Raw genomic sequence first — 15,170 nt, forward strand, 5'->3', positions numbered from 1 at the left:
TAAAAAAATGGTTTTGCCCCGGGGCAGAGGGACATTCAAAGCCGGCGCACTGTGGATGCGCCCGCCCTCTTCCCCGGCCCCCCTCCCGCCATGCGCGGGAGAGGGGAGCAAACCCTTGACGGATTCAGCGCATGCAATTCATGCGGGATCGGCTCAGGTCACCGGCTTTCCGTCGGCCGTCTTATCCGTGGTTTTCTCCGTGGCCGCTTGCCTGCGGTCAGCCGATTCGCCGCGTTGATCCAGTTCGCGCTTGAACGCCATATCGACCGGCTTGGGCGCGACCGTGATGCCGGGGCGCACACGCTGCAGGCCATTGACCACGATCTTCTCGTCGGCCTTCAAACCCTGGCGGATCACGCGTAGCCCTTCATACGACGGTCCAAGCGTGACTTCGCGATAGGCCAGCTTGTTGGCGCCATCCAGCACCAGCACAAACTTCTTGCCCTGGTCGGTGCCGATGGCGCGGTCGTTGATCAGCACCACCGGGTGCGGCGTGCCGCCGCCGAGCTTGATGCGCGCATAGAGCCCTGGCAGCAGGCGGCCGTCCGGGTTGTCGAACACGGCGCGCACGCGGATGGTGCCGCTCTTGGTGTCGAGCCGGTTGTCCAGCGACTGGATATGGCCCTCGCGCGGATAGTCCTCGTCGTTGGCCAGGCCCAGGAACACCGGGAGCTTTGACTGGCCACCTTCGCCACCGGACGCACCGGACGCTCCAGACGCTTTGTCCGCCGTATAGCGCAGGTAGGTCTGCTCGTCGAGCTCGAAGCTGGCGTACACCGGCGAGACCGACACCACCGTGGTCAGCACCGGCGTGCCGGCACCAGCCGCCACCAGGTTGCCCACCGTGATCTCGGCGCGCGATACCCGCCCGCTGACCGGCGCGGTAATGCGGGTATAGGCCAGGTTAAGGCGAGCCACATCCAGCGAGGCCTGCGCGGCACGCACATTGGCGATGGCTTCGCGCGAACCGTTGTCGCGCTCATCAAACTCGCGGCGCGATACCGCGTTGTCCTGCACCAGGCGCTGCGCGCGGGCCAGCTCCGTCTGCGCGTGGCCGGCACGCACTTGCGCGGCTGCCAGCGCGGCTTCCGCGCGCGCTACCTCCGCGGCATAAGGACGCGGGTCGATGGTGAATAGCAGATCGCCCTTCTTTACCAGCGCGCCTTCACGGAAGTGCACTGCGTCGATGGTGCCGCCAACGCGGGCGCGAATCTCAACCCGGTCCACCGCTTCCAGACGGCCGGAGAACTCATCCCATTCGGTGATGGTCTTGCCAAGGGCGGCTGCCACGTCCACGGTGGTGGGTGCTGCCGGGCCAGGCACGGCCTGCGCCTCGCCGGCGTGCCAGGGCTTGAAGATCGAGGTGGCCAGGCCAGCGCCGAGCACTGCGACGATGGCCAGCGCAATCATGGTGCGTCGAGTTTGCTGATTCATTTTCTTGACTCCGTATTCCGTCTGCGGGTTTTCTTCAACTGGAAAGCAAAAATAGGACGAACGCCCCCGCCGGAGCGCGCAAACGGAGCGCGCCCGGTACGCCTGCTGCTCGCAGGCCGGCTTGGCTGATTGGTAACGCGGGATCAGCCGGGCGGGCTGGCTCCTGTCTGGCGTTCGGCCTTGGGTGAGGCGTCGTCGTCGCCGGCAAGATAGCCTTGCAGGTAACGCGCGCCTTCGTTTATCCACACCTGACATCGGTCGTGGGACACTTCCACGCCGGCGCCACAGGCACCGGGCATGATCTGGACCTGCGCCGGCACACTGGCCGTCTGCAGGCGGCTGACGAAGGCTTCGCCTTCGGCGCGCAAGGCATCTTCTTCCGCCACCTGCACAAAGGTGGGCGGCAGGCCGGCCAGCCGCGAAGCCAGCGCCGGGGCCGCGTAGGGATGCACGCTGGCGGCCGGGGTCGGCAGGTAATCGCGGTAGTAGCCCGCCAGGCGCTGGAGCATTTCCAGCGGCACGCTGCGCCCGCCCTGCCCGACCGAGCACGAGGCGTGCTGCAGGCACGGATCGGTGACCGGGCGGATCAGCCACTGCGCGCGCGGCTCGGGCAAGCCGCGGTCGCGCAGCATCTGCGACAGCGCGATCGCCAGGTTGCCACCGGCTTCTTCGCCCACCAGGGCAAAGCGCTGCTTATCCACCTTCAGGCGCCGCGCATGGCGCAGTACCCATTCGGCGGTATGAAACACGTCCTCCGGCGCCGCCGGGAACGGAAAATCGGGGGCCAGCGAATACGCCGGGGTGACCACCACCGCAGGCACCGTCACAGCCAGCGAGCGCGCCAGGCGCTGGGATTTGTCCGGGCTGCCTTCCACAAAGCCGCCCGCATGCAGGTAGATCAGCCACGGCAGCAACGGTGCGGCCTTACCCTCCGGATAGCCCGGCGGGTAATTCAGGCGCACCGCGATAGTGCGCCCGCAGCTCTCCACCGTGTGCTCGGTCACTCGCCCCTCGGCCAGTTCGGCTGCTAAGGCTGCTGCTGCGGCTTTCGATTGCGAGGGCGACATGTCGGTCACGTGCGGCGCGAGGGCGACGCATCCATTGCATATTGCGATGCAGCGAATTATGGTGGTTGATGAAGGTGGGATAAAGCGAGGCTTTACCAATGCACTGTTTCTCCGGTGAAATAATCGGGCATGTGGCGTCCAGGAAACCCTTTGCTGTGCAAGGTCATCCATTTTGTGCTCCACTCCCGCACTTGCGCAGCCGCGCAAGCCGTCATGAGCCATGCCGGGCCGCGCCCCACCCGGGTGCCTGTCCCGCCAGCCAGACCTGCCTGTTACCTTACCCAGGGGAGTGAACATGGATCGTCTCGTATCAATGCAGGCCTTCACCCGCGTGGTGGATGTCGGCAGCTTTGCGCGCGCGGCGGAGGCCATGGACCTGCCCAAGGCCACCCTCACCCGGCTGATCCAGAACCTGGAAACCCATCTCGGCGTGAAGCTGCTGCACCGGACCACCCGGCGCATCAGCGTGACCACCGACGGCGCCGCCTATTACGAGCGCTGCGTGCGGATCCTGGCGGACGTGGAAGAGGCCGAGCAATCCCTCACCCACCAGAACAACACGCCGCGCGGCACGCTGTGCGTGGACACCACCGCCGGGCTTGCGCAGCTGGTGCTGATCCCCAAGCTGCACGAGTTTTTTGCCGCCTACCCCGAGCTCAAGATGGAACTCACCATCAACGGCAAGCCCATCGACCTGCTCAAGGAAGGCGTGGACGTGGTGCTGCGCGTGGGCGACCCGGTCGACGACACCATGGTGGCGCGCCGCATTGGCCAGCTGCGGCTGGGGCTCTACGCCTCGCCGGTCTATCTCAAGCGCAACGGCACGCCCACCCAGCCCAGCGAACTGACGCAGCACCGGGCCGTGAACTACCTGTCCAACCGCACCGGCCGCGAAATACCGTGGCCGCTCGGGCAAGGCGAGCAGCGCACGGAAATGCTGCTGCCCTCGTCCATTTCCACCAACGACGGCGACGTCTACCTGAGCTGCGCGCTGGAAAGCCACGGCATCGCCCGCATCTCGCGTGCCATGGCCCTGCCCTATGTGGAAAGCGGCCGGCTGGTCGAAGTCCTGCCCGACTGGCCCACGGACTCGTTGCCGATCGCCGCGATGTATCCGCAAAACCGCCACCTGTCGGCCAAGGTGCGCGTGTTCGTCAACTGGGTGGCCGAGCTGTTCGCGCACCATCCGCAGTTTGGCGAGACCCAGGCGGGGCAGCCTCAGCCGTCCCGCCAACCCAAACTGGCGGCCTGAGCGCAACACGGGCGTACTGCGCACTGGCACCGGCTACACCGCGCCGGAGGATGCGGCGGACGCAGAGAAGGTTGAGCCCTGCGCCACGGCCAGCGCCTCCACCTCGAACAACATCCCGTCAAGCGCCAGCCGCGGCACCGGAATCAAGGTGCACGCCGGCTTGGGCGCATCGCCCCAGGCCCGCTCCACCGCCGCCACCAGCACGGCCAGGCGTGCCTCGTCGTGATCCACAACCAGCACGGTCAGCTTGGCCACATGGCGCAGTTGCGCGCCCGCAGCGGCCAGCGCCACGCCCAGGTTGTCGAACGCCTGGCGCACCTGCGCCTCGAAACTGTCCGGCAGGCTGCCATCCGCAAGCTCCCCACCCTGCCCGGCCACGCAGACAAGGCCCGCGCCGGGCGCGACCATCGCCACATGGGAGTAACCGTTGGCGCTGGGATCATAGAGACCAAGCGGATTAAGCATGGTGAGCTGACGCGATGCGTGTTGGGTACGAGTGGCTTGCATGGGACGATTTCCTTGATAGACAGCACTGAGTCAGCACCGAGACAGCGTTGAGACAGCAACAATCGGCTTGGCCGGATGCAGGGCAGGCTCGACATTGCCGCCCGCCTGCCCTAATATCCAAGATAGTTTTTGGATATTAGGGTGCGCCCATGAATTATGCAAACAATAACTTGGATAACCCTACGGGGTCTCCGGGTGATCGCATCCTGTTCCTGCTGAAGACCAAGGGCGCGGCATCGACCACGCAGATCGCCCAGGCGCTAGGCGGCACCGCCGAGGCCGCGCGCCAGCAGGTGCAGAAGCTGCTCGCCGCCGGGCTGGTCGAGGGCCGCCAGCAAAGCGCCAGCGGCGCAGGCCGGCCGCGCCAGGATTGGGCCCTCACCGCCAGCGGGCACGGCCGCTTTCCCGATACGCACGCGCAACTCACCATCCAGTTGATCGGATCGGTGCGGCAGTTGTTCGGCGAGCAAGGCATGGACAAGCTGATCGGCCAGCGCGAGTCCGAAACCCGCGCGCAATATCTCGCAGCAGTCGCCGGCCAGGGCGAGTTGCAGCAGCGGCTGGCCACGCTCGCCGCGCTGCGCCACGCCGAAGGCTACATGGCGCGCCTTGAGCAAGACGGCAAGGACTGGCTGCTGATCGAAGACCATTGCCCGATCTGCGCCGCTGCGCAGACCTGCCAGGGGTTCTGCCGGGCCGAGCTGCGGATCTTCCAGGAGGTCGTCGGGGCGCAAGCCACCGTCACTCGCGAAGAGCATCTGCTAAGCAACGCGCGGCGCTGCGTCTATCGGGTCAGCGCCACGGCATAGGTGCCATAGGCTGGTGCTAGCGTGGATTGGCCACCCCCGGCCGCCAGTGCTATCTCGCTGCGCAGCCACGGGCGCCGTGCCGCGCCAGCCGATTCGAAATCCCCCGTAACACCTGCAAAAACGCCTTGCCGGTAACAAGGCTGCGAGTGCTAGGATAAGCATGTGACCTCCCCGGCGGACAGCGCCGTTGGAGCGTTACATGCAGTACGTCCTGCAGTACGTCCAATACGGGCGTACGTGCACCAAGTGTAAGTGCGCCGTTCACTGACATGCCTGGGAGATTGCAAAATGACTCCAACCCTCTTTTGGCAAAATGTGAAGCGCAGCGCCACGCTCACCATTCTGCTCGGCAGCCTGTTCGCCGGCTGTGCGCTGCCCGCGCACGCGGGCGATATCACCGGCGCTGGCTCCACCTTCGTCTATCCGCTGCTGGTGAAATGGGCGGCCACCTACTACGCCAAGACCGGCCAGCAGGTGAACTACCAGCCCACCGGCTCGGGCAACGGCATCCGGCAGATCAAGGCGGCCAATGTCACGTTCGGCGCCTCCGACATGCCACTCAAGCCAGATGAATTACGCGCAGCCGGGCTGGTCCAGTTTCCGGTGGTTGTCGGTGGCGTGGTGCCGATTGTCAACCTGGATGGCGTGGCCCCGGGCCAGATCCGCTTTACCGGCCAACTGCTGGCGGATATCTACCTTGGCAAGATCGCCAACTGGGACGACCCGGCCATCAGCGCGATCAACCCCGGCATCCACTTCCCGAATCAAAAGATCCTGGTCGTGCATCGCAGCGACAGCTCCGGCACAACCTTCAACTGGGCCGATTACCTGTCCAAGGTCAGCGACGAATGGAAAGGCAGCGTGGGCTCGGGCACCACTGTCAAATGGCCGGCAGGTGTCGGCGCCAACGGCAACGAGGGCGTGGCCACCTACATCAAGAATGTCAAAGGGGCGATCGGCTATGTCGAGCTGACTTACGCACTGCAACGCAAGCTGCCCTACACGGCCGTGCGAAACCGGGACGGCGAGTTTATCGAGCCCGCGCGGGAGAGCTTCAGCGCAGCGGTAGCATCCGCGGACTGGAACCAGCACCCCGACTTCTATCAGGTCATCACGGACGCGCCCGGCACGCAGGCGTGGCCAATTACCGGCGCCGTGTTCGTGATCATGCCAAAAGCCCCGAAGGATCCCGCCAGCGCCAAAGCCGCACTCGCGTTCTTCCGTTGGGCACTGAATGACGGACAGGCCGATGCGGCGGCAGAACACTACGTGGCGCTACCGCCCGTGCTGGTCAAGCAGATCGAAGCCTACTGGGTGGACAACCTGAAGTAAGTGCGAGCAGCGAGTTCGGGATGCCCTGCGCTGCAGCGGGTTCCCGGTTTCCCGGCTTCCGCTCAGTGCTCCGTAGCGCCGGCGTGGGCACTCCAGTCGATATGGTCCGAGAGATAGTGCCTGTACGCGTACTCGACATCGGCGTCGGCGTCTTCATGGGCCTGGAGCGGATTGTCCCTGCACATGGGGCAAGTGTGGCGTGATGACGCTTGCGTCTGCGTGCCCTCCATCATGGTCACAAACCCTCTGTAACGCCCCCAGGGCAATTCCTCGACAGAAGTGACGAGGAACAAATCGCCGCGCTGATACGTTGCCATGGCTGCACTCCTGCATGCTGAACGGGGACATTCATTCTAGCAACGGCTTGCGCGATGGCAACCCCGGTTTGGCAGCCTAGAAGCCGAGGTTACTCAAGCGCCGCTGGCGCGTCCTCTTGCGCCCCTTCCTGCGCCAGCTTGCACTGGCGATCCAGGAAATCGCTGGCGTGGCCGTTGCTGCCAGCCTCACGATCGACCGGCTGGTCCACGATGACAAAGCCACCCGTGCCCGCGGCATCCGCCACATAGGTGACAAACACGCCCCGGTCCGGCACGACTGACGCCGCCGCGCCAAGCCGCTGCTTGATGAGCAGGAATGGATTGACGGGCATCGCCGCTCCCGGCGAAGGCACGAACACCGCCTGCACCGGCTTGCCCATGAACCGCAGCGCCGTCCAGGTGGTCCCGATACGCGCGCTCGCGCCGGCGACAAAGTCCCTGGCATCCCGGCTGATGCAGTCCAGATGGATATGCATCTGCTCCTGGCTGCGCGCCGCCTTAGCATTGATCGCCAGCCCCAGGATGCCATCGGGCAACGGCCGCCCGCGTGCCTGCCCGACAAACCGCCTGGCGTCCCAGCCGAATGCCCACGGGTTCGCCCCACCGTCCTCCCAGACGCCGGGTTCCTCCACACCAGTCACGCGATGATCCGGAATGACGAGAAAATGCGAGCGGCCGATAGCATCCTTGTAGAGCACCAGGCCTTTTTCACGATCCACCAACACGCAATCGGGGTGATGCCGCGCGCCGGGTGCCAGGCAGCGCGCCTGCACGTTACGCCACAGCCCGTCCTTGGCAAACAACGCAAGAAGCCCGACGTCCGCATCGGCCCAGGCACTTGGCGCCATGCAAAGCACCAGCAGCATGGCCAATCGCCGCGCCGTGGCACCAAAAACAAAAAGAGCCATCAACCTGATGGCTCCACACCCCGCGAACAAACAAGCCAAGCACACCCCTCCCCCAACATCCCCGGCATTCTTGGACGCACGGTGAGACCACAAAGCGAGGGAGAGGCCAACCGACTCGTTACGACGACTACGGCGATCCAGGCCTGGGGCTGTCGTGGGTATTGGCATTCGGAACTTATGCACCTGAGTCGGTATAGCCTGCATTGTGCAGGACAAATATGGCAAGACGATGGCGTGTTTATCGACGCTGCATTCCTATACTAAAGAACGTGCCCCGCCGATTATCAGGCGAGTGCCTGACCAAGCCCTTTCGCCCTTTCGCGACAGGCGACAGCACTGCGCCGTATCACGCACCGCCGCTTCCTGCCGGGTGGCAGGCAATATGAAAACCGAATCTCAGTCCTCGATGATCGCCAGGATATCCGAAGCCCTGAAAGTCCCGGTGGAGGAAGTGGAGCGCGCGTATTTCGCGGCCTGGCACGAGCTTCAGGCCGGCGCCAAGATTCACGACTACCTGGCACTGTTTGCCGCCAGGCGCGTGACGGAGGCGTTTCGGAAACAACAGCAATCTTCAGCGCTGCCACCGCCCCCTGTTCCGGCATCGGCCGCGCCGCCGCGCTATGTCTAGCCGCCAAAGGGGCCGAAGTCATCGCTGGCGCGCGCCGCACCTGAGCTAGAGGGGTGATGGAGCGGCGTTCCTGAGACCACCGGCTTTCTGCGTACCAAACGCCACTTTGTGCGATTTTCTCCGCTTGTCCGCGTAGCACGGACACGGACAAGAAACGTGCGAGGCTCAAACGGCGCGCACGCTCTCCCCCGCTATCGATCAGCCCCTATCGAGAGGACTCTCCTCTTCCTTGTTGTTTGCGTCCGCCTGTCGCGACCCGCTTGTATCTATTCATAAGACATCGCGACCCAAGTAAGAGAACACTTCCAAGCCATTGATATACAATGAATCCTTGAAATGACTATCTATTCATTATCTATTCATGCCCGCCCAACCATCCGCCCTGCTGGAAATCCTTAGCGAGGGACCCGCCAACGCGGCGAGCTTGTGCCTGCGGCTGAAGATCAGCCAGCCCACGCTGTCCCGCCGTATCGCAGAAGCTGGCGACCGCATTGCGCGTGTTGGCAACGCGCGGGCTGTGCGGTATCTGGCATGCCGGATTGTGGCGGGGCGGACGCAATTTGCGCTGCACCGTGTTACGGCTGCAGGTCGGATTGAACAGTGGGGCGAGCTGCTGCCAGTCCATCCAGGCTTTGTCCTACGCCAAAGTGGCGAAGACGACTGCTTGCTGGAAGGCTTGCCATGGTGGCTACAGGACATGCGCCCGCAAGGCTTTATCGGGCGGCACTGGGTGCGCCACCGTGCCGCTGCGCTAGGTTTGCCAGATGACCTGCTCAATTGGAGCGACGACCATGTGCTGACCGCGCTGGCGGCGGGAGAGCATGATGTGCCCGGCAATCTGCTGCTGGGTGACGCAAGCCGCTCCGCCTGGCTGGCACACCAGCCGGACAGCATCGCCACGAGTGACCGCGCACAGCACTACCCGCGCCTTGCTGCTCAATCCATGGCGGGCGAATTGGTAGGCTCCAGTGCCGGCGGGGAGCAACCCAAATTCGCCGTGCACGTGAATGGGCATGCAGTCCTCGTCAAGTTCAGTGCCGCGCAGGACAACGCGATTAGTCAGCGCTGGCGTGACTTGCTGCTGGCGGAGCATCTCGCCCTGCAACAGTTGGCCAATCACGGCCTGTCCGCCGCAAATAGCGAAGTGCTGGATGTTAACGGCCAGCGCTTCCTGCAGCTATCGCGCTTCGACCGCACCGAGCAGGGTGGTCGGCGTGGCGTGGTGTCACTGGCCACCCTGGACGCGGAATTCGTCGGGCGAGCTCGCGCGACCTGGCCGGAACTCACCGAAGCACTGCTCAAGCAGGGCCGCATTACGGCGCCAGCGCATCAGGATGTCTGCCGGCTATATGCCTTCGGCCGCCTGATCGGCAACAGTGATATGCACAACGGCAACCTTGCCTTTCTGCATGAAGGCACCATGCCCCTGTCGCAGGCTCCTGCTTATGACATGCTGCCCATGGCCCTGGCCCCGGACCGCAGCGGCGCAATGCGCGACAGCCTGCCCGCGCTCACACTGCCCACTCAGCCGCCGGCCAGTGCATGGCACGAAATGCTGCCGTTGGCCCGCGCCTACTGGCGGCGCCTCGCCGAGCACCCGCTGGCCAGTTCAGAATTTTCGGACATCGCCGGACGGCAGCAGGCCTGGCTCGACGAAGCCGGTCGGCAGCTCGAGCGGCTGGCCTGAGGGCAAACACGCCCGCATGCTCTGGGACCACGCCGGCAAAAAAAGCGTGCGTGCTGGAACCCGACGATTCTGCTGTCGAATCACCATTCTCCGAGGCTCAATGACCAAGACCGCTCTTGGCGATCTGCTGCTCCACGAACTGGGCGAACAGTGCATGCAGACGCGTCGTCGGATGAAGATTGTCCGCGAACATGTAGGTCTGATCGGCATTGGCCGTCACGTAGGTAGCCGGCGAGCATAGCAAGGCCGTGTCGTGAGGTGTTTTCGAAGGGTCGCAGGCGGCGCCGGTGTTTGATACGACGAAGCCATTGGCCTGAAAGTTCGCAATGATCTGGTTCTCCCAAGTATAGGAATCGACCTGGATGACCTTGCCTTGCAGGCCAGCGGCCTGCAAGGCAGAGTTCAGGCTGTTGTTGAAGATTTGCGATAGCTGGGTCAGGTTTGCCCCGCCGTCGGCCGAGGCAATGCCTTCGGGCGAAAGTCCGACATTCGGGACATTGACCAAGACGACATGCGTGGCGCCGTTCTGGATGATCTGTCCGACAATTTGCGCCAGGGTGGTTGCCGCCGTCTGCACGGTCTGCGCCGCCGCCGGCAGCGCCCCGGCGCGAAGCACGTCGTTCGATCCAGCCCAGACCAGCACCAGTTGATTGGCGTTGAAGCTATTGTGTGCGGATAAATAGCTCGAAACCTGCTGGCTGACGGGCATTTCGACGTTGCCGATCACGTCAGTCAGAAAATTGTTCAGGTTTGCCGGCGTTGCCACCGTGGCGCCGCCCTGCGCATAGCCGAGGCCGCCGTGGGCACTCAACTGATGCGTGATGCCGATCGTAAACGCAGCGCTTAGCGTATCGCCATAGTATTGCGCAACATCCTGAGTCCACACTTGCCCAGGATTGGTTGTGAATCGCCCTCCGCCGACCGCGCTAGCGATCGGCGCAAAGGTCCCGACATCGGACAGGCTGTCGCCAAACGAGACCACTTGCAGAGCAATGCCGCCCGCCGGGCCGGACGCGCCACTGCTGCTACCCGAGCCGCCTGCGCCTCCATCCCCGCCGCATGCGGCAACCAGAAAAATCACCACGGCAAAAATCGCGACACGTACCTGATCGATGCTTCTTTGCATGGTTTCTCCCCCGCAGGTTGGCTCATCAGCAGCCCATCAGTAGCTAGACTAGCGAAGGTCCCTGCGCGATGCCGCATGACCCATTGATTATAGTGACCTGAACGGGCCGTGCGGTCGGTACGGTGCCGGACATGGTCGACGTCCGGATGTCAATCCGGCCCGGATCAACAAGCAGGGGCCGCACCCCGTGCAGCGAGCGCCACTCTTCCGAATCAACGTTGAGCGTCGGCTTTGCCGGAAGCTGCGGCAGCATCCAGAGCCAGCATCGCGGGCCCGATCATCGCCTGCAAGCGAGCGCGGCTGACGCCGTCGCGGGCCTGCACGGAGATGCCGTGCAACAGCGCGCCGTAGAGATCGCCAAGCGCGGCGATGTCGGTGTCCTGCCGCAGTTCACCGTTTTGCACCGCCGCATGCAGCCGGTCAATGATGGATTGCGTGCGCTGGCGGCGATGCTCCGCCAGCCAGTCGGCGACCGGCTCGTTCTCGACTGCGCAGCTGCTGGCCGCGGACACCACCAGGCAGCCATGCGGACGGCCGCGTTTGGTGTAGGTCCGCGCCGCGTCGTTGAGCAAGCGTTCGATGGCCTGCCTGGCCGACGCCTCTTCCTGCATGGCGCGATCCGCGAAACCACCTTCGCCTGCTTCGTATAGCGCCACCGCTTCCCGGAACAACGCTTCCTTGCTGCCGAACGCCGCGTAGATGCGCGCCGAGGCCAGGCCCAGCGCCTCGACCAGCGTCGACATCGACGCGCCTTCATAGCCGCGCTCCCAGAACACGGTCATGGCCGTATTCAGGGCTTGGTCTCGATCAAATTCTCTAGGGCGTCCGGCCATGTTCTGCTCGTGATTGAATGCTGTCGCGGCGTGCATTTTACCGTCGCGGCACCGAACACGGTTGACTTCCTCATCCTTGCCATCTATTCTTTGTCGCTCGACAAACAATAGCCGGTTCAATCCATGCAAACCATCAAAGGTCCAAGTCTCCACCTCGCCCAGTTCAGCGACACGCAAGCGCCGTTCAACACGCTGCCCGCCATCGCCAGATGGGCCGCCGACATCGGCTTCAAGGCATTGCAGATTCCGGCGTGGGACGAGCGCCTGTTCGACGTGAAGACCGCAGCGGAAAGCCAGACCTACTGCGACGAAGTCAAAGGCATGCTGGCCGGGCACGGCCTGGTCATCAGCGAACTGACCACGCATATCTTCGGGCAGCTGGTGGCGGTGCATCCCGCCTACGATTCCATGTGCGACAACTTCGCGCCGCCCGCGCTGCGCGGCAATCCGCAGGCGCGCTCCGCCTGGGCGCTGGAGCGCCTCGAGCTTGCCGCCAAGGCGTCGCGCCGGCTTGGCCTGACCGAGATGGGCACCTTCTCCGGCTCGTTCGCGTGGCCTTACCTGTTCCCGTTCCCACAGCGCCCGGAAGGCTTGATCGAGGCCGCCTTCGAAGAACTCGCCAAACGCTGGTTGCCGGTGCTCAATGCCTGCGATGCGCAAGGCGTCAACCTTTGCTATGAGATTCACCCCAGCGAAGATCTGCACGACGGCGCCACCTTCGAGCGCTTCCTCGGCCTGGTTGGCGACCATCCGCGCTGCCACATCCTGTTCGATCCCAGCCACTTCGTGCTGCAACAGCTGAACTACCTGGACTACATCGACTTGTACCGCGACCGCATCCGCATGTTCCACGTCAAGGACGCCGAGTTCAACCCAAGCGGGCGGCAAGGCATCTATGGCGGCTATACGTCGTGGACGGAGCGCGCCGGACGCTTCCGCTCGCTGGGTGATGGCCAGGTCGATTTCAAGTCGATCTTCTCCAAGCTTGCGCAATACGACTACCAAGGCTGGGCCACGCTTGAGTGGGAGTGCTGCCTGAAAGATCAGGAAGACGGCGCGCGCGAAGGCGTGGATTTCATCAACCGCCACATCATCCGCGTGACCTCGCGCATCTTCGACGACTTTGCTGGCGCCACCGTCAACAAGGCGCAGATCGACCGCATGCTCGGCATCGCCTGACACCGACATCGCATCCAATGCATCCGATGCATCCAATCCATCCACCGAAGACATCCATGCAAGACAACACCCAACACACGCACACCTATGTACGCATCAACGGCCACCGTGTCCACTGTGTCACCGCAGGCAGCGGCCAGCCGGTTCTGCTGATTCCCGGCTGGCCGCAGACGTGGTTCGCCTGGCGCCATGTGATGGCGGCACTGGCGCAACGCGGCTTTCTCGCCGTCGCGGTCGACCCGCCGGGCACAGGGCACTCCGACCGGCCGCTCACGGGCTACGACACCGGCGCCACTGCCCACACATTGCACCGCGTGATGGCCGCGCTGGGCCACGATCGCTATCAGGTGGTCGGCCACGATGTGGGCATGTGGGTGGCCTACGCGCTGGCCAGCGACCATCCCGACGCTGTCACGCGGCTGGCGCTTACCGAGGCCGTGATCCCCGGACTTGCGCCTGCGCCGAGCATCTTCGCCCCGCCTGCCGAGAACAAGTTCCTGTGGCACTTCATGTTCAACCAGGTAGCCGATCTGCCCGAGACGCTGATCACCGGGCGCGAGGCCGCCTACCTGAATTTCATGTTCGACCAGTGGTCCCATCGCCGCGACCGCGTAGCCGTGGACACCTACATCGCGGCCTATTCGGCGCCCGGCGGCCTGCGCGGCGGTTTCGGCTACTACCGCGCGATTCCGGAAACGGTGCGGCAGAACCGCGAACGCGCACAGCGCAAGCTGGCGATGCCGGTGCTAGCCATCGGCGCGGAGCACGCGACCAACGACGCGCCGCAGTTGACCCTGCGCGACAACGCCATCGACCTGCGCGGCGTGGTGGTGCCCGACTGCGGCCACTTCATCATGGAGGAGGCACCAGAGGCATTCATCGCTGAACTGCTGCCGTTCCTGGAAGCGCAGCAGGGAGGGCATGCGCATGGCCGTTGATGTAGATATCGCTCGCTTCCTGGCCGCGTTACCGGCAAGCGGCGGCGAGACGTCGCTAGCGCAAATGCGCCACGCCACCGAAAGCGACTTGCCTGCGCTGCACGGTCCCTTGCAGGACGTGGCCGCGATCAAGATGTTCAGCGTGACAGCCGATGACGGCTACGAGATCAGGATTCGCGGCTACTGGCCGACGGCGTCGCGGCAAGCTGACGCGCCGCTGCCCGCCATCGTGTTCGCGCACGGCGGCGGCTGGGTTCTCTGCTCGCTGGCGCTTTACGACAACCCCTGCCGTGCCTTGGCCAACGCCACCGGCTGCGTGGTGCTGTCGGTGGACTACAGGCTCGCGCCAGAGCACAAGTTTCCTGTGCCGCTGGAGGACGTGTATCGCGCGGTGGTATGGGCATTCGACAAGGCCGCGGAACTCGGCATCGATCCAAATCGGATCGCGGTAGGCGGCGACAGCGCCGGCGGCAACCTCGCAGCCGCCGCAGCCCTGCTGGCACGCGACCGCAATGGCCCCGCCATCGCGCATCAGTTGCTGCTATATCCCGCGTTGGACAGCGCGATGGACTCGGACTCCTACGCCGAATTTGCCGAGGGCTACTACCTGACGCGGGACGTCATGGCGTTCTGCTGGTCGGCCTACCTGCACGGACCGGCGGACAAAGGCTCGCCATATGCGTCGCCGCTGCGCGCAGAGCGACTCGATGGCCTGCCGCCCGCCACCATCCTGGTCTGCGAGTACGACCCACTGCGCGACGAAGGCGAGGCTTACGCCCGCCGGCTCGCTGACGCGGGCGTCATCGTGCAACAGACTCGCTTGCCGGGCATGGTGCATGCCTGCATCCACCTGCTCGGCGTGGCGCCTGCTGCGCAATGCCTGTTCGATCGCGTCGGCGCCATGATGAAAGCGGCGCTACGGGCGTAACCGTCAGATACCACTCAGGCGCGCAACGCGCCTGACGCCTCCGGATGAACCTGGTGGACGCTGGGCAGGCCAACGCGCGAATGCGGTAGGCGTGGGAACATCGAGTCCCATTTTTTACCTACACGTTTCCCGCACTGACGCTCTATTCTGTAAACCATGCCCGGTGGCGCAGCCCGCACATGCGCGGAGGCCATCCGATTAGTTTTCCGAGGACGTGTACGTGGT

15 protein-coding genes are annotated in these 15,170 nt (G+C 64.4%); 8 read left to right on the forward strand and 7 right to left on the reverse strand.

Going from position 1 to position 15,170, the window contains the following annotated elements:
- Positions 1-153: 153 nt before the first annotated feature.
- Both F7R26_RS29955 and F7R26_RS29960 read right to left on the reverse strand, forming a co-directional pair.
- Entirely contained in the window at positions 154-1,434 is a 1,281-nt protein-coding gene (locus tag F7R26_RS29955) for an efflux RND transporter periplasmic adaptor subunit (RefSeq protein ID WP_150990649.1), read from the reverse strand.
- 143 nt (positions 1,435-1,577) lie between these two features.
- Positions 1,578-2,501 (reverse strand): alpha/beta hydrolase, encoded by a 924-nt coding sequence (locus F7R26_RS29960; protein ID WP_150990652.1) that lies wholly within the window; start codon positions 2,499-2,501, stop codon positions 1,578-1,580.
- Between the two features lie 295 nt (positions 2,502-2,796).
- Between F7R26_RS29960 and F7R26_RS29965 the strand changes: the two genes are divergently transcribed.
- Positions 2,797-3,753, forward strand: coding sequence for a LysR family transcriptional regulator (locus F7R26_RS29965; protein ID WP_150990654.1), 957 nt, complete (start codon positions 2,797-2,799; stop codon positions 3,751-3,753).
- A gap of 33 nt (positions 3,754-3,786) precedes the next feature.
- Here F7R26_RS29965 and F7R26_RS29970 read toward each other — a convergent pair whose 3' ends face one another.
- Positions 3,787-4,260, reverse strand: coding sequence for a RidA family protein (locus tag F7R26_RS29970; protein ID WP_150990657.1), 474 nt, complete (start codon positions 4,258-4,260; stop codon positions 3,787-3,789).
- A gap of 149 nt (positions 4,261-4,409) precedes the next feature.
- Here F7R26_RS29970 and F7R26_RS29975 point away from each other — a divergent pair, with 149 nt between their 5' ends.
- Positions 4,410-5,069, forward strand: coding sequence for a helix-turn-helix transcriptional regulator (locus F7R26_RS29975; protein WP_150990659.1), 660 nt, complete (start codon positions 4,410-4,412; stop codon positions 5,067-5,069).
- A gap of 288 nt (positions 5,070-5,357) precedes the next feature.
- Positions 5,358-6,401, forward strand: coding sequence for a phosphate ABC transporter substrate-binding protein PstS (pstS, locus tag F7R26_RS29980; protein WP_193692180.1), 1,044 nt, complete (start codon positions 5,358-5,360; stop codon positions 6,399-6,401).
- Positions 6,402-6,463: 62 nt separating this feature from the next.
- Here pstS and F7R26_RS29985 read toward each other — a convergent pair whose 3' ends face one another.
- Both F7R26_RS29985 and F7R26_RS29990 read right to left on the reverse strand, forming a co-directional pair.
- Complete coding sequence (locus F7R26_RS29985) at positions 6,464-6,718, reverse strand: hypothetical protein (protein ID WP_150990661.1); 255 nt, start codon at positions 6,716-6,718, stop codon at positions 6,464-6,466.
- 89 nt (positions 6,719-6,807) lie between these two features.
- A complete protein-coding gene (locus F7R26_RS29990) occupies positions 6,808-7,626 on the reverse strand; it encodes a CDP-diacylglycerol diphosphatase (RefSeq protein ID WP_241754581.1) in 819 nt (272 codons plus the stop codon).
- A 382-nt stretch (positions 7,627-8,008) separates the two neighbouring features.
- Here F7R26_RS29990 and F7R26_RS29995 point away from each other — a divergent pair, with 382 nt between their 5' ends.
- The gene (locus F7R26_RS29995; RefSeq protein ID WP_170301971.1) at positions 8,009-8,254 is read left to right on the forward strand and encodes a DUF3562 domain-containing protein; all 246 of its coding nucleotides are present in this window, start codon (positions 8,009-8,011) and stop codon (positions 8,252-8,254) included.
- A gap of 424 nt (positions 8,255-8,678) precedes the next feature.
- Positions 8,679-9,941, forward strand: a complete 1,263-nt coding sequence (gene yjjJ, locus F7R26_RS30000; RefSeq protein ID WP_241754582.1) for a type II toxin-antitoxin system HipA family toxin YjjJ — start codon at positions 8,679-8,681, stop codon at positions 9,939-9,941.
- Between the two features lie 97 nt (positions 9,942-10,038).
- Here the strand turns inward: yjjJ and F7R26_RS30005 are convergent, their stop codons facing one another.
- Positions 10,039-11,067 (reverse strand): SGNH/GDSL hydrolase family protein, encoded by a 1,029-nt coding sequence (locus F7R26_RS30005; protein WP_150990668.1) that lies wholly within the window; start codon positions 11,065-11,067, stop codon positions 10,039-10,041.
- Positions 11,068-11,279: 212 nt separating this feature from the next.
- Positions 11,280-11,849: a TetR/AcrR family transcriptional regulator gene (locus F7R26_RS30010; protein WP_241754583.1), complete on the reverse strand. Its 570-nt coding sequence runs from the start codon at positions 11,847-11,849 to the stop codon at positions 11,280-11,282.
- Positions 11,850-12,023: 174 nt separating this feature from the next.
- Between F7R26_RS30010 and F7R26_RS30015 the strand changes: the two genes are divergently transcribed.
- Genes F7R26_RS30015 through F7R26_RS30025 form a run of 3 tightly spaced genes read left to right on the forward strand, consistent with a single transcriptional unit; the run spans position 12,024 to position 14,945 of the window.
- The gene (locus F7R26_RS30015; protein ID WP_150990671.1) at positions 12,024-13,079 is read left to right on the forward strand and encodes a sugar phosphate isomerase/epimerase family protein; all 1,056 of its coding nucleotides are present in this window, start codon (positions 12,024-12,026) and stop codon (positions 13,077-13,079) included.
- Positions 13,080-13,135: 56 nt separating this feature from the next.
- Positions 13,136-14,017 (forward strand): alpha/beta fold hydrolase, encoded by an 882-nt coding sequence (locus F7R26_RS30020; protein WP_193692181.1) that lies wholly within the window; start codon positions 13,136-13,138, stop codon positions 14,015-14,017.
- A complete protein-coding gene (locus tag F7R26_RS30025) occupies positions 14,007-14,945 on the forward strand; it encodes an alpha/beta hydrolase (protein WP_150990675.1) in 939 nt (312 codons plus the stop codon). Before F7R26_RS30020 ends, F7R26_RS30025 begins: the two co-directional genes overlap by 11 nt.
- Positions 14,946-15,170: the final 225 nt, after the last annotated feature.

The organism is Cupriavidus basilensis (genome assembly GCF_008801925.2).
Lineage (GTDB): Bacteria > Pseudomonadota > Gammaproteobacteria > Burkholderiales > Burkholderiaceae > Cupriavidus > Cupriavidus basilensis.

Coding starts and splice junctions, on each gene's coding strand:
- F7R26_RS30005 (WP_150990668.1), bottom strand. CDS start 11,067: ATGCAAAGAAGCATCGATCAGGTACGTGTCGCGATTTTTGCCGTGGTG.
- F7R26_RS30010 (WP_241754583.1), bottom strand. CDS start 11,849: ATGACCGTGTTCTGGGAGCGCGGCTATGAAGGCGCGTCGATGTCGACG.
- F7R26_RS29990 (WP_241754581.1), bottom strand. CDS start 7,626: ATGGCTCTTTTTGTTTTTGGTGCCACGGCGCGGCGATTGGCCATGCTG.
- F7R26_RS30015 (WP_150990671.1), top strand. CDS start 12,024: ATGCAAACCATCAAAGGTCCAAGTCTCCACCTCGCCCAGTTCAGCGAC.
- F7R26_RS30020 (WP_193692181.1), top strand. CDS start 13,136: ATGCAAGACAACACCCAACACACGCACACCTATGTACGCATCAACGGC.
- F7R26_RS29970 (WP_150990657.1), bottom strand. CDS start 4,260: ATGCAAGCCACTCGTACCCAACACGCATCGCGTCAGCTCACCATGCTT.
- F7R26_RS29975 (WP_150990659.1), top strand. CDS start 4,410: ATGAATTATGCAAACAATAACTTGGATAACCCTACGGGGTCTCCGGGT.
- F7R26_RS29960 (WP_150990652.1), bottom strand. CDS start 2,501: ATGTCGCCCTCGCAATCGAAAGCCGCAGCAGCAGCCTTAGCAGCCGAA.
- F7R26_RS29955 (WP_150990649.1), bottom strand. CDS start 1,434: ATGAATCAGCAAACTCGACGCACCATGATTGCGCTGGCCATCGTCGCA.
- F7R26_RS29995 (WP_170301971.1), top strand. CDS start 8,009: ATGAAAACCGAATCTCAGTCCTCGATGATCGCCAGGATATCCGAAGCC.
- F7R26_RS30025 (WP_150990675.1), top strand. CDS start 14,007: ATGGCCGTTGATGTAGATATCGCTCGCTTCCTGGCCGCGTTACCGGCA.
- pstS (WP_193692180.1), top strand. CDS start 5,358: ATGACTCCAACCCTCTTTTGGCAAAATGTGAAGCGCAGCGCCACGCTC.
- F7R26_RS29985 (WP_150990661.1), bottom strand. CDS start 6,718: ATGGCAACGTATCAGCGCGGCGATTTGTTCCTCGTCACTTCTGTCGAG.
- F7R26_RS29965 (WP_150990654.1), top strand. CDS start 2,797: ATGGATCGTCTCGTATCAATGCAGGCCTTCACCCGCGTGGTGGATGTC.